Source organism: Chryseobacterium sp. Leaf404 (assembly GCF_001424145.1).
GTDB lineage: Bacteria > Bacteroidota > Bacteroidia > Flavobacteriales > Weeksellaceae > Chryseobacterium.
In genome coordinates this window covers 120,145-129,234 of record NZ_LMQM01000011.1, presented here as the reverse complement: position 1 = coordinate 129,234, position 9,090 = coordinate 120,145, and the positions used below count along the sequence as shown (strand labels likewise).

Annotated in this window: 13 protein-coding genes; all 13 read right to left on the bottom strand. The window is 38.3% G+C overall.

Translation table 11 applies throughout. The annotated features are described in order from the left end of the window. Positions 1-291, bottom strand: a complete 291-nt coding sequence (locus tag ASG31_RS10385; protein ID WP_056031796.1) for a hypothetical protein — start codon at positions 289-291, stop codon at positions 1-3. A 1-nt stretch (position 292) separates the two neighbouring features. Continuing rightward, positions 293-517, bottom strand: coding sequence for a hypothetical protein (locus ASG31_RS10380; RefSeq protein ID WP_056031793.1), 225 nt, complete (start codon positions 515-517; stop codon positions 293-295). Continuing rightward, positions 514-951: a hypothetical protein gene (locus ASG31_RS10375; protein ID WP_056031790.1), complete on the bottom strand. Its 438-nt coding sequence runs from the start codon at positions 949-951 to the stop codon at positions 514-516. Before ASG31_RS10375 ends, ASG31_RS10380 begins: the two co-directional genes overlap by 4 nt. Positions 952-979: 28 nt before the next feature. Further along, positions 980-2,062, bottom strand: coding sequence for a hypothetical protein (locus ASG31_RS10370; protein ID WP_056031787.1), 1,083 nt, complete (start codon positions 2,060-2,062; stop codon positions 980-982). Then, entirely contained in the window at positions 2,062-2,709 is a 648-nt protein-coding gene (locus tag ASG31_RS10365; protein WP_056031784.1) for a DUF6046 domain-containing protein, read from the bottom strand. Before ASG31_RS10365 ends, ASG31_RS10370 begins: the two co-directional genes overlap by 1 nt. Continuing rightward, positions 2,710-4,485, bottom strand: coding sequence for a tape measure protein (locus ASG31_RS10360; protein ID WP_131725539.1), 1,776 nt, complete (start codon positions 4,483-4,485; stop codon positions 2,710-2,712). 178 nt (positions 4,486-4,663) lie between these two features. Continuing rightward, a complete protein-coding gene (locus ASG31_RS10355; RefSeq protein WP_056031778.1) occupies positions 4,664-5,095 on the bottom strand; it encodes a hypothetical protein in 432 nt (143 codons plus the stop codon). A gap of 18 nt (positions 5,096-5,113) precedes the next feature. Further along, on the bottom strand, positions 5,114-5,551 hold the full coding sequence (locus ASG31_RS10350) for a hypothetical protein (RefSeq protein WP_056031775.1): 438 nt from the start codon (positions 5,549-5,551) through the stop codon (positions 5,114-5,116). Between the two features lie 3 nt (positions 5,552-5,554). Continuing rightward, positions 5,555-6,715, bottom strand: coding sequence for a DUF2586 family protein (locus ASG31_RS10345; RefSeq protein ID WP_056031772.1), 1,161 nt, complete (start codon positions 6,713-6,715; stop codon positions 5,555-5,557). Next, positions 6,715-7,095: a hypothetical protein gene (locus ASG31_RS10340; RefSeq protein WP_056031770.1), complete on the bottom strand. Its 381-nt coding sequence runs from the start codon at positions 7,093-7,095 to the stop codon at positions 6,715-6,717. The genes ASG31_RS10345 and ASG31_RS10340 overlap by 1 nt, the downstream gene beginning before the upstream one ends. Before the next feature lie 55 nt (positions 7,096-7,150). After that, on the bottom strand, positions 7,151-7,666 hold the full coding sequence (locus tag ASG31_RS10335) for a hypothetical protein (protein WP_131725538.1): 516 nt from the start codon (positions 7,664-7,666) through the stop codon (positions 7,151-7,153). A 14-nt stretch (positions 7,667-7,680) separates the two neighbouring features. Next, on the bottom strand, positions 7,681-8,058 hold the full coding sequence (locus ASG31_RS10330) for a YcbK family protein (RefSeq protein WP_056031764.1): 378 nt from the start codon (positions 8,056-8,058) through the stop codon (positions 7,681-7,683). A gap of 71 nt (positions 8,059-8,129) precedes the next feature. Further along, positions 8,130-9,089 carry a P22 phage major capsid protein family protein gene (locus ASG31_RS10325; RefSeq protein ID WP_056031761.1) on the bottom strand — a complete coding sequence of 320 codons (960 nt, stop codon included), beginning with the start codon at positions 9,087-9,089 and terminating at the stop codon, positions 8,130-8,132. Between the last annotated feature and the right edge of the window lies 1 nt (position 9,090).

Sequence of the window (9,090 nt, the reverse complement as noted above, 5' to 3'; positions counted from 1 at the left end):
TTATTTATATATTGCATCAATAGTGATGGCTAAATTTTCATCTACTTTTAAAGAATTCACCTGCATCCCGTCAGCGAAAAATTCGAGTCTTATTTCTCTTGCAAATTCATCGGGTTTACTCGTTTCAAGATATTTTCTTGTACCAACGCCCGTGGTTGGATTGCTTTTAAATTCTCCTTTTTCAGCAAACAGTAAAGTTTTTTGATGCTGATACGTGCTTTCTCCGATAATGAAATCACCGTCTTTAATTTGCGGTTCAAAATTTTCATCAAGTAAAATATCGTTGGGCATCTTATTCTATATTTCCGGTTCCTGATCCGCTTTGCGCAGTTGCAGTTCCGGCAGTTGTTACATTTACTTTTACTAAGCCTGTTTTCACAAAATCATAAATTGCGTTGGTCAACTTTTCTGCAATTCTTTCACGGGATTGATCCGGGCTTTCATCTTCCTGTGCTTCATGCTCAAAAATTGCTAAAATTGCCGTTTTTAAAATCGGTTTCCCAGTGTTTAAACTCATTTTAAAAGCTTTTTAAAATCCTGTTTTATTAATTCAAATTGTGGTTTCAAAACCAAATCAATCGTCACACCTGTGTTGGTTTTATATCCACGATCTAAGACTGTGAACAATCTTTCCATGAGATTAAGAAGATTTTGATTACCAGCTTCCATACAGATTTTATCTGTCAGCTCCAGTTTTGTATCGCCTACAATCCAAAGGAATTTCTCCACTTCATCACATGCTATGACCATCCAGTCATCGTCGTCTTCGATTCGCACAGCCAAAACAAAGGTTCCGACCTTTGGAATCTGAAGAAAACTTTTGTTATCGGATAACACCGGTTTTATACGGACTTCCAAAAACTCCTGATCATCTTCATCAATTAATACACAGGTGCCTTCTGATTCATTTACTGACTTTACCTTTGCTACATTACTAACAGGTGGAGCCATTCTTCGTGAAAAGTCTTCTAATCCTTTCCTAATTCGTTCCGGTGTTACCATTCCATAAAAATCCTAAATTAACAGTCTGACGACCTCCACTCATTCCATATTCACCAGAAATACTTTCAATAAAGTAATCTCCAGTCTTTTCGTGATACATGCCACCATTTACTTCGAGAACCATCCCTTTATCTACATGTGGCTCTAAGAAAAGCTGTAAGCTTCCTTCGTAACCAGCATAATTTTCTTTTAACTGGAGTCGGTTTACGATTTCTTGAACCAACTTTGCAGGAATGCCTGCTTTTATTTTTACTTCTTTCTGATCATCATACTTCCGTACAATTCTGTTTTGTGCATTTTGCTGACGTTTTTTTTCACGTGCTATTCTGTCACGTTTCTTTTCTTCATCTGTTTTTTTAAGGTTGTTTTTTGTTTTTGTGACCTCACCACGTTTATCTTTTTCACGAACAACAATTTTTACATTTTTGTCCACTTTTCTTTTTTGGAAATCATCATCTTTAACTGTATTCCAGCCAATTTTTACTTTAACATGTTTTTGAACTTTGCCGAAAAGAGTTCCCACAAACAGTTCATTAAAATTGAAATAAACTGCGAGCTGACATTCTTTTTTTAAATATTCTAAAACCTGTATCCCGGTTGCATTTTTAAAACGAACATTTTTCAACGGAATGTCAGCCATTTCGGGTGAAAGAATAATCTCGGTGCCTGCTGTTAAATCCGTTAATAGCTGTTTTACGGTCACTGTTGAATAGGTTTTATTGAAAATGATATCGTAAAGCTGATATCCATAACCTTCACATTCCAGTTCAACAGGAATTCCCATTTTAACGTTACGTACAAATCCTTCAAACCGTTTGTGAAACCTTTTATTATAACCTAACAAAACGCTTACTTTATCGCCTTCCTTAAATTGATAAATCTTCTTTCCTCCTAAATCTTCTGTTTGATCAGGAAATTCATTAACCAGATGTGTTTTCCTTGGAAGAGTTATGATACAACTGTCGACGAATGAGTTGACATCGGTTTTCCAACTAACCTTATTAGGTTTAATATTTTCATAATCCCCAATTTTAATTTGAGATGTTAAGTAAAATGCCATCAAATAAATTCTAAATCTGTTATGAAATCACTTTCACAAGTCAAAGTAAAAGGTCTTATCCAGTGATTTTTTCCCTGTACTTCAGGGAATTCAACATCAGAAATTACTATTCTACACGTTTCATCTAAAAACAGCTCTGGGTAACCGCCATGAAGAGTTTTCTCTTGAGTGCTGTTACGTAAATCTTTCAGATTCAAAATTTGATCTTCCGGGACGGTTCTATCCTTACTTGTGAGAAAACCCCTAATTGTAAATTTGTAATCATCGTGGCTGATAATTTCTTTTACCGTACCTATTCTTTCTGTAACAGGTGTTCGGATAATTGTGCTTACTAAATTGACAGAAACAGTACAAATGTCAATTGGAATAGAAATAGGTTCCAATGAATCTCCAACCAGTTTAGTACCTTTTAGCTCGATAGGAAACCAAATATCCTGACCATATTTTCCAATTTTATTAAATGGTTGTCCTGTTCGGTTACTAAAATGAATTGTTCCCCTTGGCCTTTCATTTCTCGCAATTCCTGAATAAATAATTTCTTCAGCTGGAGAAGTCTCACCGTTTTTATTTACGACGTAAGAACCTCTTCCGAAATATTCTTTATAAAGGTCCACAAGATTAATTACGTTTGCTGTAGTTGGTGTCATTTATCCGTTTTTTGCTCCATTATACAGGATTCTTCCCATACATTCCATTAATATTCTTTCAATATCCTGTTCGCTTTCTTTCATGTTCATTGTGGTAAACTGAATATTATCGAAGAACTTTCCTAAATTAATAGTGATATTTTTTTGGCCTCCACCGGAAATCGTGTCACCGGCTTCTTTTGACTTTTTCTTGTTTTTTTCTTTTTCTTCACTACCAGCTCCAAGAGCCGTTGTATCTTTAAATCGGGTTAAGTCTGCAAAGTTGGTAGGTTCGGTTGGCGTTTCAGGCGTTTCTGGTTTTGGCTTTCCTGTAGTTTTTTTAACCTCAATAGTGAGTGTATTATCACTTGCTCCAAGCATTTCTTTTACCCACTTATACGCGGTTTCAAGACCTTCAAGGATAGGTTTTAAAACTGATTCCCAAATCCAAACTAATGCATCTCCAATCCAGCCTACTACTTTAAAAATCACGTTCTCGAAAATCCATCCAATTAATCGGAGTAAATCTTTAATGATTTCACTTTTGCCAATCCACTCTACAATTCCGCTTACTATTTTCCAAACAGAAACTGAAATGCTTTTTAAAAAATTCCACACAATGGAAACCCAATCAGTGGCAATGGTTAGATAATCACCCCAGGAACCTATACCACTTCCCATACTCATTACTAATTCAATCGCAGTTCCCAAACCGGCCGAAATCATGTCAATGTATGGAGATGCAGCAGCTAATAATGGTGCGACATAGCTGGACATTTTTATTGCTACATCAAGAATTCTCACGATTACTGGCGAAAATGCGTCGCCGATATCAACCAGCGCATTTGCTGCTCTGTCTTTCACTTGTTCCCATTTTCCTGATTTGGTTTTACCCATTTTTTCCAAAGCTCCTTCGTACAATCCGCCTTCACCTCGTGCCATTGCCAAAGCTTTTGCAAGTAGATCGTAGGAAACATCCATGTTTTTGACCTGATCAATATTCTTTCCGCTGGCTTTGGCTAACAAGGCATAAATATTAATGCCGGCATATCCGAACTGTTTAATATCCATCGCTGAAGCTTTTCCGAGCGATTTGATCTGTTGCATGTTGATGGCCATTCTTTGAAGCTCATCATTTCCGCCTCCTGTTGCAGAAATAGCATTGGCAAGATTCATTGCATCCTGTCTTGCATCTTTTGCGTTGAGACCTGAAGAGATCAAAGCACGGTTCACCTTTAATAATGAAGCCGTATCGAACGGCGTTATTTCCGCATCCTTACGAATATTTTTGTAAGCATCAGCGGCTCCTTTTTCACCGATGAAAGTTGACAGACCAACTAAGTCTTTTTCTTTCTGCATACTTCCGGAAATGGCAGCACCAATCCCATCTTTTACGGCTCCTAAAAATGCTGTTGCAGCATTCATTGCGAAACCTCCAAGCATGTTGCCAACTGCTAAACTTCCGATTCCCATTCCGCCACCTGATGAACCTCCGGCAGAACCGCCACCGCTCAGGTTACCCCTGTGTTGTGATGCCTGTCTTTGAAGTCTTTCAAGTTCCCGGCGTGCTGCCGATATTTGGCTGGGAATAGTGGAGCTTCTTATGGTTGCTTCAACATTCCGGATATTTCTTTGGATTGCATCGAAACTTTGTCCTAAAACACGGTTACGACCCGTAACTCTGTCGGTATGTTGTGCCATCGTGTTGAATGTTGACCTGGTGGTGGAGCCTAAACGATTTAGGCCGCCACTCATCAGGTCTTTCATTCTAACAACAAACTCAACAATATTACTCACGGGTTACATTCTGTTTTCGGCTTCTTTTTCCCAAATTTTTAAGGCGATGCCAGTACGGTAGAAGAATTTTTCTTCGCCCCATTCTTCAAGGGCTTGTGAGCCAAATTTCATCGCTCCGAAGACAATTAGAAATTCAATTCCAGATTCTTTTTTATCAAAATCCTTTTTGCCACGCTCATTAAGCGCGAAAAAACTCTCCCTTCTTTGACTCTAAAATATTGTTCATCTGAAGGAAACAGGCGATGAATAAATCTTCATCATCAATCAGTTCGATATCACCGTCAATCCATAAAGTTTCCATCACTGAGGCCACAGCCTTTGACATTCCATTCAGACCAATTGCGGTTACATAATCGCCCAAATCTTCAGCAGTAGGAGGTCTCAGAACTGCCAGTTTATCTTCTACTTTTAAGTAGATCATATCACGGTTTCCATAAGAAAGCTTCCAGTCTGCCAACTGTTTTTCGCCAAATCTTTCGTTAAAAGGAGTGAGATTTTTCACTTCTGATTTTTTTGATTTTGATTCTTTGTCCGCTTCAGCGGTTTTTCTTTTTGCAAAAGCTGATTGCAGTTTTTCGTCTTGTGTTGTAGTTTCGATTGATTGTTTCATTGTTGTTATAATTGTTGATTAATGAATCATTTGTCTTGACATTGCGATGTACGGCAATGTGATTTCACGCATTTTTGCGTTCTGCTCCATTGAAAAACCATCTTCTGTGAACTGTACACCTGTTGAAATAATGGTTTTGATTTTATCCGTAATTCTTCTTTTGTAAGAAATTGAGATGATGATCAATTCGTGTGGAACTTCCGTAATGTCATCGAATCCAGCATCCTGTGCGGCTTTGTTCATGGCATCCGCTTCGAAGCCTAAAACCTTGATATTACCTTCGTATTTTTTATTTCCGGTTGTAATATCCAGCGGTTCATCACCAGCGCCATATAAATGCTCAGCTTCCTTTGATTTTTTAGATTCAAAACCTCGCAGACCTTTGATTACACGGTTAAGTATTTTTACTTCAAAATGCGACCATGCACATTCAGAAGTTGTGATATTTACATTCATCTTTTAAATAGTTTTTGAAAGTCCAAGGTTTACGATGATCCAGGTTAAATATCCGAGTGGCTGAATTTTTACCTGCATTTCTAACGTGCTGGTATTAATTAAATCCTGATCAATCGGAATGATCACATCTGCATCACTGATCTGTCCAGCCATTAATGAAAGCAACTGCGATTTAATAGTGGTTTCAAGATAGACAGCATCAGCATCATTAATATTTCCTTCTTTGGTAATTCTGACTGAACTCTCAAGAAAAGGAGTGGAGGTTGATGTCGCAATTCTTTGCGCTTTGTCGATTAAACGACCCCTCACAAGAATATTGAAATCATCATTTCCAGCCATCTTATCAACTGAAAAATAATACCCGGATACGCCTTCACGAATGTGATAATGAATGTAACCAGCATTTGTAAAATTGTTTAATTCTACAGGATCAAATTCATCCACTTGCTTTGAACCAATGAATGCAGATGTTACGCTTAAAACTCCATTAAGACCATCACCTATTTTCACATGAGCCGGATATTTAACTGCACGACCTAAAGCAATTCCAATGGATGCAGAACCGTCGTTCAAAGTTCCGCCCAGGGCAACACCTGAGAAAGTATTTTCAGCAGTCACCGGTTGAAAAATTGGCGTTACATCTTCATCGTTCACCCTTCCTTCAATAATAAATCTTAGAGGACGGTTAATTGATTGCTGGTATTCAGCTGCAATTTTTGAAGTGATTAGAGCTTTTGCAACATCCTGATCTAAAAATCCAGCACCGGCATTGTATGCTACAGCAGGATTTCGGGAAACTCCCACAAGATTTACACGGCCTTTTGAAACGGTAAGAAGTTTTTTAACTCCATTGACATTGGTTGAAGTGCAGGCACTTTCCATCGTCATAGTGTCTTCTACACCTAAAATCCAAAGTTCCATACTTCCGCCAACTTCATTGTAAAATTCAAGAATATGACGGTGCAGATGTGGTTCTGCAACTTCTGTGTAACCTTTAGTTTTGGCATCAGTCAGTGAGTAAACCGTAACTACTTTGCCGATATTTTCGGCAACTTTTGCAGTGCCTACAATTCCTGCAACGCCGTCGGTAATTTGAACCTGACGTTGCAAGTTGCCGTTTGTAACATTAGCCGTTACGGACGGCGTTCCAGTTCCTTGTGCCATTAGTCTTGGTTAAGAGTTTTTTTGAATTCTGTTAATGCAGCAATAAATGTTTCTGCTTTCTGATTGTCGGTTTTTACCTCGAAATATTTTGCAAGAGCTTTCATTTCGTTGTAATTAGCAGTTACCAGTTCCAGAGCTTCCAGTTCTTTAATTTTCTCAGGACGATTACCTTCCAAAACTTCTTTTGCTGTAACTTCAGTTGTTTCTTTTTCGAGTCCTTTTCTCGTGTAAGATTCGATGTCCTGACTGTCAAGAGTTCCGGCAAAGCCTAATGCAGAACCTTTTGTGTGGAAAACACGACCGTCGGAAGTGATATGACATTCGTTACTTGAAGGATGTCTTTCAAAATAGTCCTGTGCTTTTTCTGTGTATTTATTCATTTTAAGAATTTTTAAATGAGTTTTTAAATGAGTTTAAACGGTTTTTAAAAGACTTTTAAATAATCTTTTTCCAGCGTAGAATAAAAGCGAGAGCTCCAAGTGAAATGAATCCTAAAAAGATTCTTCCGAGCCATATTTGTGATTTTTGCCATAAAGTCAAAGGTTTATCCTTGTAGACTGGCTGAGGCACGTAGATAGGTTTTTGCTCGTGTTCTTTAATGTAGGTTTCCTTCCATTGCTTGAAGAGCTCTTCCGCTTTTTTATTGCATTCTATGTTTAAAAGATTACCGTTAATGGTAGCTTTTGGTTGATCTAACGATTTGCCGGCTTTGGAATTGGATTTTGTTTCCGGTGTTTCTTTGATTACTGGTTTACCATTCACACATTCGATGTATGCCTGATACAAAGACTGGTCGGCTTCAATTTGATAAACGGTATCTCTAACCGTGTGAGTGATTTCCTTTGTGTTGGTAATTACCACCGGTTCGATAGGTTTCCTGGTTGCGCAGGAAACCATCGTTCCAATGATTAACACAAAAAATAATGATATGAAGAAAAAAATACGTTTCATGTTTAAGTTGGTTTTTAACCGTTCCATCTTGCAGGAACTGGACGTACATCGTAATGCACAAATGTTGAATACAAGCCAAGACCACCATTATGCATCTTGCCTTCCTTGATTAATTGTAAAATAGTTGAGTGAACCTGTTTAGGTGTCATTCCGGCAATTTTGATGTCGCCTGCGTTTGCTTTGGGATGCTGTGAATCTTTAGCACCACCAATTTTTTTGTTGTACGATGGCGTTCTGTAGCCACTGTTTAAAACAACTGGTTTACCTACGTGATCTCGTAAAACCTGTAGATTTTGCGCTAATTTTTTGATGTTAGGATAAAGACTTGCAGGAACTGGTGTTCCGTCTTTACAGGCAAATTCTTCTAATGAAAAGTTTTGGGTTAGCTGCATTGAATTGTTTTTAAAAAACAATCGCCTGCCTTAAAACAGGCGATTGTTGGATATCTGTTTAATTTTTATTTTTATGAAGCTTGAACCACGGCTAAAACACCTTTCCAGTCTTCACGTCTACATCTTCCACCCATCTTTAAAAGGGTTGAGAAAATATCACCGTAATACAATGGATTACCTTTGTCGTCAAACATTTCAGTGTCTCCCATTGCTTTCGTTACTGAATTTTTCTGCCAGAAAAGGCAACCTAAATTATCAGTTGCGGATAAGGCTTCACCTGGCATCACAGCAACTCCGGCTGTAGTAAATGCCAACACAGAACTTCTGTCAAGAATTTTGAACCCTGCAAAAGTTCCCACGATTCCTTTTTCCAAATCAGCGGAACCTGCGAAAGCAGCCATCTGATTGTCAGATAAAGAATCTAAAAACTGTTGATACATGTAAGATTCTAACATTGCGTATCTCTCAGTCTTTGCAACATTATCTTTATTCATCATTGCTTGCGCTTTCTGAATATCTTTATAATGCAAAGCCTTACGGGTTCCTGTCTGCCCGTCTTCACCGTTAACTGCTGTTGCAGCACCACTGGTAGGAATCTTTTTATTTGCTGGTAAATTATCAGCTGTAACACCACCGTTTACGGCAGGTTTAAAGGCTCTCACCCAATTGTAGATTAATTCATCACCAACCGCTTCGATTAACGTATTGACATGATCACCCAGAACAGAATCAGTCTTTTCATAAGAAAGTTCCAACTGTTCTGCTAATGGTAAGTGAGATGGGTCTGTTGTCCATACATCAAGTGCATAAACCAATGCTGTGTCAGCTCTCTTGGTAGCTGTAGCCGGATAAACATTTCTGTTTTTCTGAGTTGCCGGTTTTGCTCCAGCTTGCGGAATGTAAACCACTGAACCACCTTTTACAAATGCAGATTCATCATAGCAAAGTGCCAGGTGTGGATTTTCTTTCCAAAGCTTTTCTACTACGTAGGAAGCCCATAGTTCTTGTGGAACCTTTGGATTTTGTGCCATA